Below are 15,549 nucleotides of genomic sequence, written 5' to 3'. Positions count from 1 at the left end.
AGCACGGTGTAGAAGTAGATGTTCGTGAAGTCGATGCCTTCTTCGCTGCCGTAGAAGATCCGCTCACGAGCAAGGTATCCGTGCAGGTTCATCTGACCGAGGCCGATGGCGTGAGAGTCGTTGTTGCCCTGCTCGATCGACGGCACCGAGTAGATGTGCGTCTGATCGGACACCGCCGTCAATCCGCGGATCGACACTTCGATGGTCTTGGCGAAGTCGGGCGAGTCCATGGTCTTCGCGATGTTCAGCGAACCCAGGTTGCAGGAGATGTCCTTGCCGACCTTCGAGTAGGACAGGTCGTCGTTGAACAGTGAAGGCGTAGAAACCTGCAGGATCTCCGAGCACAGGTTCGAGTGCGTGATCTTGCCCTCGATCGGGTTTGCCCGGTTCACCGTGTCCTCGAACATGATGTAGGGGTAGCCCGATTCGAACTGCAATTCGGCGACGGTCTGGAAGAACTCGCGAGCTTTGATCTTGGACTTGCGAATTCGCTTGTCGTCGACCATCTCGTAGTACTTCTCGGAGACGTTGATGTCGGAGAACGGAACTCCGTAGATGCGCTCGACGTCGTACGGCGAGAACAGGTACATGTCCTCGTTCTTCTTCGCCAGTTCGAACGTGATGTCCGGGATCACGACGCCGAGTGAGAGCGTCTTGATACGGATCTTCTCGTCGGCGTTCTCACGCTTGGTGTCGAGGAACCGGTAGATGTCGGGGTGGTGCGCATGCAGGTACACAGCACCGGCGCCCTGACGCGCACCCAACTGGTTGGCGTAGGAGAACGAGTCCTCGAGAAGCTTCATGATCGGGATGACACCCGAACTCTGGTTCTCGATCTTCTTGATCGGGGCGCCGTGCTCACGAACGTTGGTGAGCAGCAAGGCAACTCCGCCACCGCGCTTGGACAGCTGCAGTGCCGAGTTGATGGAGCGACCGATGGACTCCATGTTGTCTTCGATACGAAGCAGGAAGCAGGACACGGGCTCACCGCGCTGTTTCTTGCCCGAGTTCAGGAACGTCGGGGTGGCGGGCTGGAAGCGTCCGGCGATGATCTCGTCGACGAGTTCGACGGCCAGGTCTTCGTTGCCTGCAGCCAGGGTGAGCGCAACCATGCAGACACGATCTTCGAAACGCTCGAGGTAGCGCTTACCGTCGAAGGTCTTGAGCGTGTAGGAGGTGTAGTACTTGAATGCACCCAGGAACGTCGGGAAGCGGAACTTCTTGGCGTACGCGTGATCGATCAGGAACTTCACGAAAGTACGTGAGTACTGATCGAGAACCTCGGGCTCGTAATAGTTTTCCTCGACGAGGTAGTCCAGCTTCTCGTCGAGGTTGTGGAAGAACACGGTGTTCTGGTTGACGTGCTGCAAGAAGTACTGACGGGCTGCAGCGACATCCATCTCGAACTGGATCTCACCGTTGGCGCCGTACAGGTTGAGCATGGCGTTGAGTGCGTGGTAGTCGAGACCGTTGGTGGAATCGCCGCCGCGCGCATCACGCTCTACGCTTCCTGCCGCGATCGTGTCAGTGATGGTTGGCGCCACTGCCCGTGCTCCTTCTCTGTTTCGAGATGATTCCAGAACTCCCCCAAGCCTTCTCGTACCCGGTCGACGTCCTCGGCAGTGCCCATGAGTTCGAACCGGTACAGAAAAGGAACGTGGCATTTCTGGGAAATGATGTTTCCTGCATAGCAAAAGGACTCACCGAAATTGGTGTTTCCCGCCGCGATCACTGCTCTGATCAACGACCTGTTGTGTGGATTGTTCAAAAAACGAATGACCGGCTTCGGTACATAACTGGTGTCGCGCCCTGTCACGGTGACCCCGCCACCATAGGTGGGCAGAATCAGCACATAGGGCTCGTCTACACGAAATGAGCCGTCACGGTCATGGATAGGTATACGTGTCGCAGGCAGGCCGAGACGTTGAACGAATCGGTGGGTGTTCTCCGACACGCTGGAAAAATAGACCAGCGAAGTCATCGGTTGTCACCATTTTCTTGTACGGTGCCCGGAACTACTCAGATGTGTCGGCGGAGGTGTCCACCGCCGACACTGCGGCGCTTCAAGCAGCGACGGTCAGGGTCTTGATGCGATCGGGACGGAAGCCCGACCAGTGATCTTCACCGGCAACCACGATGGGTGCCTGGAGGTACCCGAGAGCCATGACGTAGTCGCGGGCTTCGGCATCCTCGGTGATGTCGATGACGTTGTATTCGAGACCGGCCTTGTCCAGGGCGCGGTAGGTGGCATTGCACTGAACGCAAGCGGGCTTGGTGTAGACGGTGATGCTCATGAGAGTCCCTCTTTCGCTTAGCCAACAAAGGCCGATGTAGTGATGTTCAGCACCGATACGACCGATTGCCGGAGTCTCGCTCGAGGCGTTCCGCGTTGTGGTCTCTCAGTGCTCAAGACACTACACCTAGTGGCCGACAGAAACACATAACGCGAGATGTTGTGAGTCACATCGTTGGAATTCCCAGGTCGCCCCAGTTCAGCGCCTTCATTTCCCGGCGCGTCGGCGTGTCGCGCGTCACAGTTTCTATTTGTGCTCGCCAGCCTCTCAGAGCCGCGCCACGGACCTACCATGAGCGACGTGGAAACACCCCCGAAGGACGAGGCTCCACGCCACGAGGCAACCGTGACGAGAACACAGCAGGTGACACCGTTGATGCGCAGAATCACCTTCGGCGGGGAGGGCCTGAGCGACTTCGAGACGAGTGGTAGCCCGGACGAACGGGTGCTCGTCAGATTCCCCCTCGATCCCCCTCACGCCCGTAGTTACACGGTCCGGCGCTGGCAGCCGTCGAAGAACGAACTGGAGATCGACTTCGTTCTCCACGGCCACGGCGGCGCGGCACTCTGGGCCGCGACTGCGCAACCGGGCGAGACCGTTCACCTCTCGACGGCGAGCGGGTGGTTCACGCCGCCGGCAGGTTGCGACTGGCTGCTGATGGTCGCCGATCACGCCGCTCTGCCCGCGATCGGGCGAATTCTCGAAGAAGCACCCGACGGTCTACCGATCCACGTCATCGCGCAGGTATCCGCGCCGAGCGAACAGCAGACGTTCACGACGCGCGCCGACGCTCACTACCGATGGATCGAGGAATCGGACTCGCTGCTCGCCGAATTGGCCGACGCTGCCCTGCCCCCCGGCGAGGGCTACATCTGGTGTGCAGTCGAGGCCGCGGCCGCCAGACGCATCCGCACCCACCTGCGTCGAACATGGGAAATCCCGGCAAACCGCATGCACGTGATGGGTTACTGGCGGGAGGACAAGGAGAACTGGGAGCGTCGGTACGCCGCCGTCGCCGACCGTATCGATGCTGCGATGGGCGAAGCGATGATGGCCGGCAAGGATTTCGAGTCGGTTCGCGACGCGGTCGACGACGCGATGGAACGCGAAGGGCTCTAGCGCGCATACGAGTGAGGACCACACCTTCCGGCATGGCCCTCATTCGTGAAACGGATTACGCGTTGACGAGCTGCTTGCCGGCGTCGACGAGGTCGGAGACGACCTTGGAGACCTGAGCGAGCACCTCTGCGTTCTCACGCGGGTGCAGCTCACCGAACAGTGCGCCGGTTCCACCGATGCTCAGTGCAGTGTCCTCGACGACCTTGCCGCCGGCGATACGGACCGCCTTGGTGGTGTCTTCGTGTGCCCACTTGGCGCCGTTGCCGCTGGGCGAAGCGCTGATGACTGCGACAGCCTTGTCCTTGACTGCACCGACACCGTACGGACGCGAGATCCAGTCGATGGCGTTCTTCAGAACTGCGGGAATGGTGCCGTTGTACTCGGGGGTGACGAGCAGGAACGCGTCCGCGTCGCTCGCAGCGGAGCGCAGTGCGTCGACAGCGGGGATGGAAGCACCCTCGACGTCGATGTCTTCGTTGTAGAAGGGGACGTCGGCGAGGCCTTCGAAGACCGTCAGCGTGGCACCCTCGGGTGCGGCGGACACAGCCGTCTCGGCAAGCTGGCGGTTGACGGATCCGGCGCGCAGGCTGCCGACGAGAACGAGAACATTGGTCTGTGACATAGCGAGTTTCCTTCGAGAGTGGTGCGGTTGGTGGCTCCGGTTGAAAGTTATATCAACTAAACGGACCGCGGTCCACTTACATTCCCCGGCCCTGTAACCTGATCCCGTGAGCGCAATCCCCCTCCCCCAGATCGGCGCCGCGCCGGTCGAGCGCGGTGACGCAGCACGTAACCGCGTACTTCTGCTCGACGCCGCAGCCCTCCTCGTTGCCGAGCGAGGTGTCGACGCGGTGACGATGGATGCTGTCGCGTGCCGGGCCGGTGTGGGCAAGGGCACAGTTTTTCGGCGCTTCGGCAATCGATCGGGACTGATGCAGGCACTGCTCGATCACACCGAGCGAGAACTGCAACAGGCATTCATGTTCGGCCCCCCACCGTTGGGTCCGGGCGCGCCGCCGATCGAGCGCCTCATCGCGTTCGGACGAGCCCGGATTGCCATGGTGGAAGTACAGGGCGAAGTCCTCCGAGCGGCGGAAAACGCTCCTGAATACCGCTTCGGCGGTCCGGCCCGGGCTCTCGGCATCGCTCACGTCATCGGGCTTCTTCGAGGAGCCGGCGTCGAGGGCGACCTCGATCTGCTCGCTTCAGCACTGTTGGCACCACTCGAAGCGTCGCTCGTCCTTCATCAGGTGCGCGATCTCGGGATGACCACCCAGCGCCTGGCCGCCGGCTGGGAAGACCTTGCCCGGCGCGTTACTCGATGTTGACTCCCCCGATCCGTCCCACCACTTAATGTGAGCCCATGCGCATCGCTGCAGCCGTCATCGGCCTCCTGACCATCGCCGCGGTAAGCGGTTGCTCCGCTTCGTCCGACACCCCCGAAGACAAGACGGATCCCTCCGGTCGTGTGTTCATCTCGACCTCCGTGGATGGAACACAAATTCCCGGCGGCGGCCCGCTGACTCTCGACTTCAGCCAGGCCGGTCGAGTGTCCGCGGGCGCCGGATGCAACACGGCAAACGGTTCGGTCGAGTTCACCGACGGCACGCTGACCACCGGCACCATGGCGTCGACCATGATGGGCTGCCCTCCCGGCATCGCCGAATCCGACTCCTGGACAACAACATTGCTGACCGCTGCGCCGGCGTGGAGCCTCGACGGCGACACCCTCGTCCTGACATCGAAGGACGCCACAGTCACCCTGCAGGACAAGAAAATCGTCACGCCGGATCGACCGCTGCAGGGCACGACGTGGACTGTCACGTCCCTCATCAGTCCCGATGCGATCAGTACGAGCCTGGCTCTGGAGACGTCAGCTCCCGAACTGACGATTGCCGCAGACGGTTCGGTCAGCGGGAGCACCGGATGCAATCGCATGACCGGAAGCGCCCAGACGTCCGACACCACAGTCACGTTCACGCCGATGGCAACCACGCGTATGGCTTGCCCCGAGGAGAACATGGACATCGAGCGCCAGATCCTGGCGGTGCTCGACGGCGAAGTGAGCTACTCCGTCGACGCCGACACGCTGACCCTGCGCAAGCCCGACGACACCGGATTGATACTGACTGCGCAGGCTTGACCAGACGCTGCAGGCTCGATCAGACGTTGTCGAGCAGCCAGCGCCCCAACTCGCGGGCGCTGGCATCGATCATCGCGGGCCAGTCCAAGGCCGAGTCGTCCGCGTGATCGCTGACGTGTTTGACGAGTCGGCAGGTAGCACCCGCAGCCTGCGCGGCGAATGCGATGGCAAATCCCTCCATGTCGACCAGATCGGCTCGCTGTGCAAGGGCGTCCCGGGTTGCAGCGTCGGCGATGAATGCGTCGCCGGTCGCCAACACCGAGTCGTCACCGCCGGCGAGCACCAAACGGTCCGCGACGTCGTGCCCCAGCGCTCGGATCGCGGTGCTGCTGATGTCGTGATTGATGACGACGCCGGGAACATAGAGGCCGCCGTGGTGCGCGTGCAGCGCACCGGCTGTCCCGATGTTGACGACCAGCGGCAGATCATCCCGCTCGTACCGCGCGAGAGCAGAGGCGACTGCTGTTGCAGCACTGACCTTTCCAATCCCCGTGATCAGCAGTTCGTATCCTTGCGGCACGTATGCCGCTTCCGACTTCGTCGCACTGACCACCAGAACGTTGTTCGCACTCATGTGCGCGACCGTACCGCCCCGGATACGGTGGCACTGCACGCGCCTGCTCACATCGCTAGAGTCCATTCATGGCCACACTGCGTGAAAGCATCATCGAAGAACTCGGCACAAAGCCGACAATCGACGCCGCAGCGGAGGTTCGCGCGCGAGTCCAGTTCCTGAAGGACTACGTGCGCTCGACCCCCGCCAAAGGGTTCGTTCTGGGAATCAGCGGCGGTCAGGACAGCACGCTCGCCGGAGCCCTCGCCCAACGCGCGGTCACGGAACTTCGCGAAGAGGGCCTCGAGGCCGAGTTCGTCGCCGTTCGACTCCCGTATGGCGCTCAGGCCGACGAATCCGATGCTCAGATCGCGCTCGGCTTCATCAAGCCGGACCGCTCTCTCACGGTCAACGTCAAGCCTGGCGCCGACGCGACGGCCCGTGAGGCCTCCGAGGCGTTGGGGAACGGCGAACTACGCGACTTCGTCCGTGGCAACATCAAGGCGCGCGAACGAATGGTCATTCAGTATGCGATTGCCGGTCAGCTCGGCTACCTCGTGATCGGTACCGACCACGCCGCAGAAGCGATTACCGGCTTCTTCACGAAATTCGGTGACGGCGGTGTCGACATCACGCCGCTCACCGGCTTGAGCAAACGCCAGGGCGCTGCATTGCTGCAGGAATTGGGCGCACCCGAGAGCACGTGGCGCAAGGTGCCGACCGCCGACCTCGAGGACGACCGACCCGCGCTACCCGACGAAGTTGCCCTCGGCGTCACGTACTCACAGATAGACGACTACCTCGAAGGAAAGGACGTTTCCTCCGAGGTAGCCGAGAAGCTCGAGAAGATGTTCACCAACACTCGTCACAAGCGCACGGTGCCGGTCACACCCCTCGATGACTGGTGGAAGTAACTCCTACCAGAGCTCTTACCAGCGACTAGCTACCGAACAGGCTGCCGAAGACGTCGCCCAGCGAACCGGTTCCCGAAGCCGGATCCTTCTTCGCGAAGTTGGTGGTGCATCCGTTGAACTGCACTGCATCGACCAGCGTCGACGTGGCGGCGGAACCGGTGCCCACACTGACGCCGTAGTGGTCGACTACCGCGTTCGGGTTCGCGGCGACGATGTCAGCCAAAGGCACTGACACGCGGTCCTTGGCGCCGTCGATGTTTTGAGTGCTCCACCACACGCCCTTCTGGAGATCCGCGTGAACGCCGCCGTCAGCCGTCGGCGTGGCGTCGGGTCCCGGGACCCACACCAGGGTGGTGAATCCGTTCTCGAACTTTCCGCCGGTCGTTCCGGTGAGGCGGAGCTGGAACGCCGCAGTCGGCGTGGCGGCGCGCTCGGCAAAGCCGATCGCCTTGCCGACTGCGTCGGACAACTTGATACCGCCGGCCGAATGGTAGGAAACCGAACGATCGCCGGTACCGTCGACGGCCAGCTTCAGTGAACCGTCCTTGTCGAGAACGTTGTCGGCCGAGTACGACGCGGTCTGATCCTTCTCGTCGGTGAACGGGATGCCCCAACCGTTCGGCGTCGCTTCGGTGGACAGGGTCGAGCAGGAGGCTTCCGGCGCAGAAGAGCCGAGAGAACCGGTGGACGGAAGCGCAGTAGCAATTGCCGGAGCGGTGAGTGCAGCTGCCCCGAGGAGTGCTACGACGACTCCGACACGGCGCGTGGAATTAATCGACATTGAAATACCTTTCACATATCCCGAGTGGAATTGCGCCAAAATTAACACATGTCGACAATTACCAACAGCGAAGGTATTTCTTTTGTCATCCAAACAGATGACAATTCACCTTGGCAATTCGAAGTGCATTCGCTCCCCCAAAAGTAGGAGAAACTAAACAAAACGACCAATGCTGGACAATTGACCAACAATGGAGAAAACGGAGATAGATGCCACTTGAGCTGGAGTGATCAAGATATGAATATTTGGACCGGCAAACCGAAAAAGGATAATACGTCGGCAGCCCACAAATAGCTACGCCGGCAATTCTCGGACTAGCCTCCAGCGAAAGGCGGAAGAATATCGACAGCGCTACCGGAGGCTCGAGAGACGTCGCGGGTCAACTCGTCACCGACGAGGAAAGCCGAGACCGACAGCACTCGCTCCATCTCCGGTCCGTATCGCCCGACCAGCACCGCCACCAACTCGGCAAGTGTGTTGTCAGGCGAGATGGCGACTACCTCGCTACGGCAACCGGATACATCCGCTGCAGCAGCAAAGTAACGAACCGAGATCGAATGCGGATCAGCCACCAATCGCTCCCATACTTCTTTCCGGCGGAACGAAGTCCGCGGCGTCGATGCCGTGCCCAGCCCACTTGTTCCACATCGCACCGCGCCACAAATCCGCTAGTTCGTCGTCACTTGCTCCGGCCCTGAGCGCGGCACGCAGATCAACTTCACGGTCACTGAACAGACATGACCGAATTGTTCCCTCTGCGGTCATTCGCGTCCGATCGCATTCACTGCAGAACGAGCGGGTCACGGAAGCGATGATCCCTACCGTCATCGTGGTCCCGTCGACACGCCATTCTTCGGCAGGAGCCGACGGATCTTCACGGCCGATTGCTTCCAATTCGAAACGGCTTCCCAAAACGGACAACAATTCAGCCGCGGTCACCATGTTCTCGCGTGCCCATGCATGGTCTGCGTCCAGAGGCATTTGCTCGATAAAGCGCAATTCGACGCCGGCTTCGAGGCACCACTGCAAAAGATCCGCCGCGCCGTGGAGCGTTTCACGCATCAGCACCGCATTGATCTTCAGTGGCGCGAGCCCGGCCGCAGCTGCCGCTCGAATTCCCGCGAGAACGGACGGCAACCTGTCTCGACGCGTCAATTCAGCGAAATGGGCGCGATCAACCGAATCCAGGGAAACATTGATGCGAGTCAAACCAGCTGCAGCCAACTTCGCCGCACGATGTTCGAGCCCAACGGCGTTGGTAGTCATGGAAAGTGGAATTCCTGGCACGCGCGCGGCGCACCCCCCGATGATCTTTTCGAGGTCACTACGCATCAGCGGTTCGCCGCCGGTGAATCTCACCTCGCGAATACCGACTCGTTCGACGCCGATTCCGACTACTCGAATGATCTCGTCGGCACTCAGAAGATCTTCCGCAGCGATGGCCGGCAAGCCTTCCTCCGGCATGCAATACGTGCAACGAAGTGAACACTTCTCGGTGATCGAGACTCGCAGATCTCTGGCAACACGCCCGAACCTGTCGACCAGGAGATCCGTCTCGGGACGACCGGCGAGGGAGGCAGCGTCGAACCGCACGGTGGGAATTCCCATCGAGACCACTGTCATCACTTCACCAACTTCCGTATTGCTCCAGTATGACCGAAAGCCGTACTCCGTGTGTCGGACGGACCACACCGCCTAGGATCAAAACATGTCGAGGTTGTCGAGGTTACTGTCATGAGCGCGCGTTCGGTCGAGGAACACGCGTCGCACATCTCCGGATTGCTCACCGGCCTGCACACCCTCTCTCCGACGGCAGTTCCGACGGCAGAAGCGTTGGGGCGCATAACTTGCTCGGATATCGCATCGCCGGTAGACCTGCCACTCTTCCGCAACTCGCAGATGGACGGGTATGCCGGCGATGCTGCTTCTGTGGCCTCGGTTCCGACCACACTGACGGTTCGAGGCGTGATCGCCGCTGGAAGCGGAAAACCACCGAAACACCTTCCAGGATCGGCATTTCGCATCATGACCGGTGCTCCGCTCCCCGAGGGTGCCGACGCCGTTGTTCCGGTCGAGGACACAACGGGTGTCACCGAGCACGTCGTCACGATCGAACGGGGCAGGTCGGTAGGCGAATTCGTACGCGAACGTGGCAGCGACATCACCGCCGGAATGCTACTGGTCACGGCCGGAACGCACTTGGAACCTCGCCATATCGCCGCGCTGAGTGCTGTGGGCCTGGCCTCGCTCGACACCTACACGAAGCCACGGGTCGCGATAATTACGACGGGCGCCGAACTGAAAAGTGCCGGAACAACTCTCGAACCCGGTGAGATCTACGATTCCAACGGTCCAGCTTTGGCAACATTGGCCGAAGCCAACGGCGCCGATGTCGTATCCGTCACCCGAAGCAGCGACGACCCCGCCGAGTTCCGCGAATTGCTCTCGTACGCAACCTCGGTCGCTGATCTGGTGTTCACCTCCGGCGGAGTGTCCATGGGCGACTTCGAGGTGGTGAAGGAAACTCTCACGCCTCTGGGAGCACACTTCGGCCACGTCGCAATGCAGCCGGGCGGTCCGCAAGGCACTGCAGTGGTGAACGAAGTGCCGGTACTGAGCTTCCCGGGCAACCCGGTGAGCACGATGGTCTCCTTCGAGGTCTTCGCACGGGGCGAACTGCGCCGGGCCGCGGGCCTGCCCGAGATCCCGCGCGAGCGACTCCCGTTGACTGCACCGCTGCGTTCGGTGGACGGCAAGCGGCAGTTCCTGCGGGCACGCAGAACTGCGGACGGAATCGAACTCGTTGCCGGACCCGGATCGCACCTTGTTGCAGCCATGGCGTGGGCCGACGTCCTGATCGACATCCCCGCCGCCGTGACCGAGCTCGGCGCGGGCGATCTCGTCGACGTCGTCCCGCTCTCGACTTCCTCGATCTGATTCACTCGATCTGATTCAAAGGACACTGATGACCGAATTGACACACGTCGACAGCGAGGGCCGAGCGCGCATGGTCGACGTCAGCGCCAAGGCCGAGACGACGCGTATCGCCGTCGCCGCCGGCGAACTCGTCACGACCGCCGAGGTAGTTCGCCTCGTCCGCGCCGACGGCATGCCCAAGGCTGATGTCCTCACCACCGCGCGCATCGCCGGAATCGCCGGTGCGAAGAAGACCTCCGAACTGATCCCGCTGTGTCATCAACTCGCGCTCTCGTCGGTCAAGGTGGAATTCGGGTTCACCGAAACATCGATCACCGTCGAGGCGACGGCGAAGACTCGCGGACAGACCGGCGTCGAGATGGAAGCACTCACCGCCGTCGCGGTAGCCGGCCTGACCTTGCACGACATGGTCAAAGCGGTGGACCCCGGAGCTACCATGAACGGTGTTCGTCTGCTCACCAAAGACGGTGGTAAGCGCGGACATTGGACCCGCGACACTCAGAACGCACAGACAGCTCCGGCGCACACCTTCACCTCGGCACGGTCCGCGACCGTCCTCGTGGCTTCCACCGGCGGTGCGAACGGCACCAGACCCGACACCACCGGACCCACGATCGCGACCTGGCTACGTGAACGGGACTTCGAGGTACGTGGACCGCTTGTGTACGCCGACGCAGACATCGCGGCGGGCATCGCTGACGCCAAGGAGGGCTCCCCGTCACTCGTCATCAGTACCGGCGGCACCGGGGCTTCCCCCACGGATGCCACCCCGGAAGCTACCCGGGCAGTCTTGACCCGTGAGTTGCCCGGCGTCGCAGAAGCGATCCGGACCAAGGGCCTCGAGAAGACACCGCACGCGTCGCTGAGCCGTGGTGTGGCAGGTCTCACAGGTACGACGGTCATCGTCAATCTTCCGGGTTCTCCCGGTGGAGTGAAGGACGGTCTCGCCGTCCTCGAACCCATCATCGATCACCTGCTCGCGCAGGTCGCAGGCGGAGGAGCGCACGATGAGTGAGCTACTGGCTCGGATCTCCGAGCAACCGATTCACGCAGACACCGTCGACGCCGCCGTTGCCGGTCCGAAGAACGGCGCTGTTGTGGTGTTCACGGGAACGGTGCGCAATCACGATGGAGGTCAAGCGGTTTCGGCGTTGGAGTACCAAGCGCATCCGGATGCCGAACGCTTCCTCCAGACGTGCTGCCAAGAGGTTGCGGCCTCGACCGGCCTGCCGGTTGCCGCGATCCATCGCGTCGGTCACCTCGAGATCGGCGACCTCGCACTGGTCGCCGCCGTCGCCGCGCCGCATCGAGCGGAGGCGTTTGCCGCGTGCGCCGAACTGGTGGAGCGCATCAAGCACGAGGTACCGATCTGGAAGCGGCAACACTTCGCGAACGGCGTCTCCGAATGGGTCGGGTTGTAGGTCGAACGCTCCGGGAAGGTAGAGTTGCGATCACTAGGTGCCTGAAATCGGGCATCCAGCGTCGTAGAACGCAAATTTTCTTGCTGAGTGCTCAATGCACCCGCTCTTCTTACGGCGAAGAAGCCTGCCGACCGGCAGCGCCGCCACCACTGTGCTTGATTGTTCGACCGGTTAATTCCCGTGTCGGCATCCGGGCACGAACACGTGCCCGAAAGGCTCTGAACACACTTGTCTGACATCTCTACGCCCGCTACCACCTTCGCAGCCCTCGGTGTGCGCGCACCGCTGGTGAAAGCTCTCGAAGACGGCGGAATCACTTCTCCGTTCCCGATCCAGATCGACACCCTCCCCGACACTCTCTCGGGGCGCGACGTACTGGGCCGCGGAAAGACCGGAAGCGGCAAGACCCTCGCGTTCTCCATCCCCATGGTCTCCCGCCTCGCCGGCGAACTGTCCGGAGGAAAGCGTCGTCCGGGTCGACCGCTCGGCCTGGTGCTCGCACCCACGCGTGAGCTCGCCACCCAGATCACCGCAACCCTCGAACCGTTGGCCGCCGCATACGACTTGCGCGTGACCACGATCTTCGGTGGTGTCTCGCAGCACCGCCAGGTTCAGGCTCTCAAGGCCGGAGTCGACATCGTCGTCGCCTGCCCCGGTCGCCTCGAAGACCTCATGAAGCAGAAGTTCGTCAGTCTCGACGCCGTCGAGATCACCGTGCTCGACGAGGCCGACCACATGGCCGACCTCGGCTTCCTGCCCGTCGTCACCCGCATCCTCTCGTCCACCCCGCAGGACGGGCAGCGTCTACTGTTCTCGGCAACGCTGGACAACGGCGTCGACAAGCTCGTCAAGCGTTTCCTCAAGAACGAGGTCATGCATTCGGTCGACGAGGCCAACTCCCCCGTCGCCGCAATGACGCACCACGTGTTCGACGTCGACGGCGTCGAAGCCAAGAAGGCTCTGGTCGAGAAGCTCGCTTCCGGTACCGGTCGTCGCATCCTGTTCATGCGCACCAAGCACCAGGCTCGCAAGTTGGCTCGCCAGCTCACCGAGTCGGGCATCCCGTCCGTTGACCTTCACGGCAACCTCTCGCAGGCTGCTCGCGACCGTAACCTGGCGGCATTCTCCGCCGGTGAAGCGCGCGTCCTCGTCGCCACCGACGTCGCAGCGCGTGGCGTCCACGTCGACGACGTCGAGTTGGTCGTCCACGTCGATCCGCCGGCCGAGCACAAGGCTTACCTGCACCGCAGTGGTCGCACCGCTCGCGCAGGCAGCGCCGGCGACGTGGTCACCGTGGTTCTGCCCGAGCAGCGTAAGGATCTTGCGATCCTCATGCGCAAGGCAGCCATCAAGGTGACCCCGGTCCGTTCGACTGCCAACTCCGAGCACGTCGTCAAGTTGGTCGGCGACATCGCACCGCACGTCACGCCGGCTCCGAAGGCTCCTGCCCAGCCCAACGGTGGACGCGGACAGCGTCCCGCCGGCCAGGGTGGACGCGGCGGCGCAGCACGTTCGGGTCAGGCTCGCTCCGGACAGGGCGGTCAGTCACGCGGTGCTCGCACCGGCGGAGCTGCCCGTCAGGAACATGCCGGTGGTGGCGCTCGCCGTCCCCGCACCGGCGGCGGCGCTCGCACCGCAGGCTCCACCGGTGGCCGTCCCGCACGCTAGGCCACCGGTACAACTCAATAGGTTTCGTAATGGACAGCGTCGGCCAGTGGCCGGCGCTGTCGCCATCCGAAGCGTTCGAGATCCGGAACCTGTTGAAACTCGGTCACCTTCCCGACGCACAGCCACGCAATGGGGCGAACGGGTGACGGAATGCCCATGAGTTCGGTGAGGTACTTCTCGTCGTAGAACGAAACCCAGCCGATGCCGATCTCCTCGGCTACCGCGGCGAGCCACAAATTCTGAATTGCCAGTACCGCCGAGAACAGCCCGGTGTCGTCGACGGTATGACGGCCGAGGATGTTCGGGCCACCGCGCGACGGGTCGTAAGTGACGACGATGCCGGTACCACTCTCGGCAATTCCCTCGATCTTGATGGGGTCGAACGTCGAGCGGCGATCCTCGGGCAAGGACTGCGCGAATTTCACCCGGGCATCGGCGACGTGTGCCGCGAAGGTGTCGAGCGTCTCCGGATTACGAACGACGACAAAATCCCACGGTTGCGTGTTTCCCACGCTCGGCGCGCGATGGGCGGCGTCGAGAATGCGCATCAGAGTTTCGTCGGGGACGATCTCTCCCGAGAACTGGGCGCGAACGTCTCGCCGTCGCCGAATCGCTTCGTACACGGATACAGCTGATTCACTCACGCCCCGACGGTATAGCGGTGCAATCCCAGCATGGCGTCGGGGTGCGGTTCGACCGTTTCTTCGCGCACGCAGGCGCGGAGCGCGCTGCCGACCGCCCCCGAATCCATCCCGGTACCGATCACGACCAGTTGCGTGGTTCGAGGTTCGCCCGACTTCCATCGCAGCGGCGTGATCCGGACATGATCACCCACCGATTGGATCTCGAATTTTCCTGTGTGGCCCGGAATCTCGAAGTTCACGAAGCCCTTGATGCGGTAAACACCCGACGGCTGATTTTCGAGAAAGTGCGTCAGAGCCCTGGCATCGAGAGGCGTCTCCGATGCGAAATCAACCGATTCGTAGCGATGGTGCAGGTGATCGTGATGACACGAGCCGTCCTCGTGATCGTCGTCGTGCCCGTCGCGCAGGAGCTCGTCGAGGCTCAGTTGATCGCCCGGAGCCGGAGGGGTCACCTCGCCGGTATCGAACAACAGAGCGGGGTCTATCCGCGAGTGCGAGGTTTCCACCATCGGCGCTCGCGGATTCAACTCACGAATTTCGGCCGTGAATCGCTCGCGTTCGGCGACCGGAACGCTGTCGATCTTGTTGACTACCACCAGGTCTGCCAGGCGGACATGTTGATCGAGCTCGGGATGTTCGCGGCGAACGGTGGAGAAATTGGCTCCGTCGACCAGGACTACCAGGCCGCCGTAGACGACAGACGGGTTCTCACTTCCGAGGACGAGTCGAATCATGTTCCGCGGCTCGGCAAGCCCGCTGGCCTCGATGACGATCACGTCGATCCCGGACTGCCGGTGCGCCAACTTGTTCAGCATCTCGTCCATGTCCGAGACGTCGACAGCGCAGCACAAACAGCCGTTGCTGAGAGAGACCATCGAATCGACCTGACCGGCGACCATCATCGAGTCGATGTTGACGGATCCGAAGTCGTTGACGATCACGCCGATGCGTACACCGTCGTTGTTACGCAGAAGATGGTTGAGCAGCGTCGTCTTGCCCGAACCGAGAAAACCTGCGACGACTATTACGGGAATCTGCTTCTTCGCCACCACACAACCTTCCGAAACCACACGTA

Annotated in this window: 18 protein-coding genes; 8 read left to right on the top strand and 10 right to left on the bottom strand. The window is 62.2% G+C overall.

Features of this window, described 5'->3' with window-relative positions; translation table 11 throughout:
* From nrdE to nrdH, 3 genes are all read right to left on the bottom strand, one after another.
* Positions 1-1,544 (bottom strand): class 1b ribonucleoside-diphosphate reductase subunit alpha (gene nrdE / locus A2J01_RS10225; protein WP_064112640.1); only part of this gene is annotated, 1,544 nt, incomplete at its 3' end.
* A complete protein-coding gene (gene nrdI, locus A2J01_RS35050) occupies positions 1,502-1,981 on the bottom strand; it encodes a class Ib ribonucleoside-diphosphate reductase assembly flavoprotein NrdI (protein ID WP_003944767.1) in 480 nt (159 codons plus the stop codon). The genes nrdE and nrdI, both read right to left, overlap by 43 nt.
* An 82-nt stretch (positions 1,982-2,063) precedes the next feature.
* Positions 2,064-2,294: a glutaredoxin-like protein NrdH gene (gene nrdH, locus A2J01_RS10220; RefSeq protein ID WP_003944717.1), complete on the bottom strand. Its 231-nt coding sequence runs from the start codon at positions 2,292-2,294 to the stop codon at positions 2,064-2,066.
* Positions 2,295-2,585: 291 nt separating this feature from the next.
* Here nrdH and A2J01_RS10215 point away from each other — a divergent pair, with 291 nt between their 5' ends.
* A complete protein-coding gene (locus tag A2J01_RS10215; protein WP_064112639.1) occupies positions 2,586-3,413 on the top strand; it encodes a siderophore-interacting protein in 828 nt (275 codons plus the stop codon).
* Between the two features lie 55 nt (positions 3,414-3,468).
* On the opposite strand, the gene A2J01_RS10210 is transcribed toward A2J01_RS10215, so the two are convergent.
* On the bottom strand, positions 3,469-4,035 hold the full coding sequence (locus tag A2J01_RS10210; protein WP_030534957.1) for an NAD(P)H-dependent oxidoreductase: 567 nt from the start codon (positions 4,033-4,035) through the stop codon (positions 3,469-3,471).
* Positions 4,036-4,141: 106 nt separating this feature from the next.
* On the opposite strand from A2J01_RS10210, the gene A2J01_RS10205 reads away from it, so the two are divergent.
* Together A2J01_RS10205 and A2J01_RS10200 are read left to right on the top strand one after the other, a co-directional pair.
* On the top strand, positions 4,142-4,741 hold the full coding sequence (locus A2J01_RS10205; protein ID WP_064112638.1) for a TetR/AcrR family transcriptional regulator: 600 nt from the start codon (positions 4,142-4,144) through the stop codon (positions 4,739-4,741).
* A 35-nt stretch (positions 4,742-4,776) separates the two neighbouring features.
* Positions 4,777-5,556 carry an META domain-containing protein gene (locus tag A2J01_RS10200; protein WP_064112637.1) on the top strand — a complete coding sequence of 260 codons (780 nt, stop codon included), beginning with the start codon at positions 4,777-4,779 and terminating at the stop codon, positions 5,554-5,556.
* Positions 5,557-5,575: 19 nt separating this feature from the next.
* Here A2J01_RS10200 and A2J01_RS10195 read toward each other — a convergent pair whose 3' ends face one another.
* Positions 5,576-6,130: a nucleosidase gene (locus A2J01_RS10195; protein ID WP_003944766.1), complete on the bottom strand. Its 555-nt coding sequence runs from the start codon at positions 6,128-6,130 to the stop codon at positions 5,576-5,578.
* A 68-nt stretch (positions 6,131-6,198) separates the two neighbouring features.
* On the opposite strand from A2J01_RS10195, the gene nadE reads away from it, so the two are divergent.
* Positions 6,199-7,023, top strand: a complete 825-nt coding sequence (gene nadE, locus A2J01_RS10190) for an ammonia-dependent NAD(+) synthetase (protein ID WP_064075192.1) — start codon at positions 6,199-6,201, stop codon at positions 7,021-7,023.
* Between the two features lie 25 nt (positions 7,024-7,048).
* Here the strand turns inward: nadE and A2J01_RS10185 are convergent, their stop codons facing one another.
* From A2J01_RS10185 to moaA, 3 genes are all read right to left on the bottom strand, one after another.
* Entirely contained in the window at positions 7,049-7,804 is a 756-nt protein-coding gene (locus tag A2J01_RS10185) for a hypothetical protein (RefSeq protein ID WP_003944763.1), read from the bottom strand.
* Between the two features lie 314 nt (positions 7,805-8,118).
* Complete coding sequence (locus tag A2J01_RS10180) at positions 8,119-8,376, bottom strand: MoaD/ThiS family protein (RefSeq protein WP_003944706.1); 258 nt, start codon at positions 8,374-8,376, stop codon at positions 8,119-8,121.
* The gene (gene moaA / locus A2J01_RS10175; RefSeq protein WP_007731315.1) at positions 8,369-9,427 is read right to left on the bottom strand and encodes a GTP 3',8-cyclase MoaA; all 1,059 of its coding nucleotides are present in this window, start codon (positions 9,425-9,427) and stop codon (positions 8,369-8,371) included. The genes A2J01_RS10180 and moaA overlap by 8 nt, the downstream gene beginning before the upstream one ends.
* 111 nt (positions 9,428-9,538) lie before the next feature.
* Between moaA and A2J01_RS10170 the strand changes: the two genes are divergently transcribed.
* The 4 genes from A2J01_RS10170 to A2J01_RS10155 all read left to right on the top strand — a co-directional run bounded on the left by A2J01_RS10170 (position 9,539) and on the right by A2J01_RS10155 (position 13,830).
* The gene (locus A2J01_RS10170) at positions 9,539-10,741 is read left to right on the top strand and encodes a molybdopterin molybdotransferase MoeA (RefSeq protein WP_064112636.1); all 1,203 of its coding nucleotides are present in this window, start codon (positions 9,539-9,541) and stop codon (positions 10,739-10,741) included.
* A gap of 28 nt (positions 10,742-10,769) precedes the next feature.
* A complete protein-coding gene (gene moaCB, locus A2J01_RS10165; RefSeq protein ID WP_047271627.1) occupies positions 10,770-11,756 on the top strand; it encodes a bifunctional molybdenum cofactor biosynthesis protein MoaC/MoaB in 987 nt (328 codons plus the stop codon).
* Complete coding sequence (locus A2J01_RS10160) at positions 11,749-12,162, top strand: molybdenum cofactor biosynthesis protein MoaE (RefSeq protein ID WP_007731311.1); 414 nt, start codon at positions 11,749-11,751, stop codon at positions 12,160-12,162. Before moaCB ends, A2J01_RS10160 begins: the two co-directional genes overlap by 8 nt.
* 228 nt (positions 12,163-12,390) lie before the next feature.
* A complete protein-coding gene (locus A2J01_RS10155) occupies positions 12,391-13,830 on the top strand; it encodes a DEAD/DEAH box helicase (RefSeq protein WP_042450056.1) in 1,440 nt (479 codons plus the stop codon).
* Between the two features lie 14 nt (positions 13,831-13,844).
* Here the strand turns inward: A2J01_RS10155 and bluB are convergent, their stop codons facing one another.
* Both bluB and A2J01_RS10145 read right to left on the bottom strand, forming a co-directional pair.
* Entirely contained in the window at positions 13,845-14,474 is a 630-nt protein-coding gene (bluB, locus tag A2J01_RS10150) for a 5,6-dimethylbenzimidazole synthase (RefSeq protein WP_064112635.1), read from the bottom strand.
* The gene (locus A2J01_RS10145) at positions 14,471-15,523 is read right to left on the bottom strand and encodes a CobW family GTP-binding protein (RefSeq protein WP_064112641.1); all 1,053 of its coding nucleotides are present in this window, start codon (positions 15,521-15,523) and stop codon (positions 14,471-14,473) included. Before A2J01_RS10145 ends, bluB begins: the two co-directional genes overlap by 4 nt.
* Positions 15,524-15,549 lie beyond the last annotated feature (26 nt).

Origin of the sequence: Rhodococcus sp. EPR-134, assembly GCF_001647205.1 — a bacterium.
Classification (GTDB): domain Bacteria; phylum Actinomycetota; class Actinomycetes; order Mycobacteriales; family Mycobacteriaceae; genus Rhodococcus_F; species Rhodococcus_F qingshengii.
This window is presented reverse-complemented; position numbering and strand designations above follow the sequence as displayed.